At 72.3% G+C, this 1,298-nt stretch carries 1 protein-coding gene; it reads right to left on the reverse strand.

What is annotated here, in order from left to right; genetic code table 11:
* A partial coding sequence (locus ABGB21_RS36820) for a M20/M25/M40 family metallo-hydrolase (RefSeq protein ID WP_347681766.1) occupies nt 1–1,298 on the reverse strand: 1,298 nt, incomplete at both ends.

Below are 1,298 nucleotides of genomic sequence, written 5' to 3' on the forward strand. Positions count from 1 at the left end.
TACCGGACCTGACCCGACCCGGACAGCTGACCGCGATGACCGTGGTCTCCCGCCACACGATCTCGTAGCCGGCCAGGTCGGGTTCGGCGCCCCGTAGCCAGCGCAGCGTCGTGTCGTTGGTCAGGTTCGTGGTCACGATGACCACTCCCTTCGGGGTGCCGGGTGCCTGGGCCAACGACCAGAGCACCGCCCCGTTCACCTTCGCCACCCGGGCGATGTACTCGAAGTCGCAGAACTCGGGCAGGTCGCCGTACTGCTTGCCGTCCTCGACCCGGACATCCTGGTGCTGGTGGGCGAAGTCCTCGTTCGGTTCGGTGAACCGGCCGGCCGGGTAGCCCTGTTCCAGGAACGAGATGTGGTCGCTGCCCCGCAGGTAGCGGTCCCGCCGGTAGATCACCCGGATGTTCATCCCGGTCGCGTCGTTGTCGGCCACGTCGCTGACGAACCGGGCCAGTTGCCGGGTCGGCGAGTCGTTCTCGCCGCCGACCGAACGCCGGGTGTTCGCCTCGGCCGGTGTCTCCGCGGTCGGCACTCCCTCGGCGAACAGTCGCAGCGTACGCCGGTCCCGGGTGCCGTCGTCGGCCCGGGAACTGCCGACGATGTCGTCGCTGAACATACCCTGTACGTCCGCGCCGGCCGCCTTGAACTGCCGGGCCAGGTACCCGGAGCCGTAGAGGCCCTGCTCCTCGCCGGCGACCGCGGCGAAGACGATGGTCGCCTCGCTGCGCCGGGTCGCCATGATCCTGGCCAGCTCCATCAGCACCGCCACCCCGGAGGCGTCGTCGTCCGCGCCCGGCGCGTCGCTGGTGGCGTCCATGACGTCACTGGCCCGCGAGTCGTAGTGCCCGGTCACCACGTAGATCCGCTCCGGTGCGGTCTCGCCGCGCAGCGTCGCGACCACGTTGGTGATCCGGGTCGGCACCGGGATCCGGGACGCCGGCTCCTGGATGTACGACTGCAGCTCCACCGTCATCCGGCCGCCCGAGCGGGCCGCGTACCCCCGCAACTGCTCGAAGATCCAGTCCCGGGCGGCGCCGATGCCGCGCTGCGGGTCGTCCTGGCTGGAGAGGGTGTGCCGGGTGCCGAAGGCGGCGAGCCGACGCACGATCGCCTCGATCCGGCGCTGGTCGATCTCCCGGAGCAGCTCGCGCAGCTCCCGGTCGGGCGGCTGGGGCCGGACCGGCCGACCGGGGCCCGGGGCGCCGGACCCGCCTCCCGTCGGTGCGGCGTCGGCGGCGCCCGGGACCACGGCTGCGGCGGTCACCGCGGCGGTGACGGTGGCGGCGGACAGGAACGTG

It is taken from the genome of Plantactinospora sp. B24E8, from assembly GCF_039871735.1.
GTDB lineage: Bacteria > Actinomycetota > Actinomycetes > Mycobacteriales > Micromonosporaceae > Plantactinospora.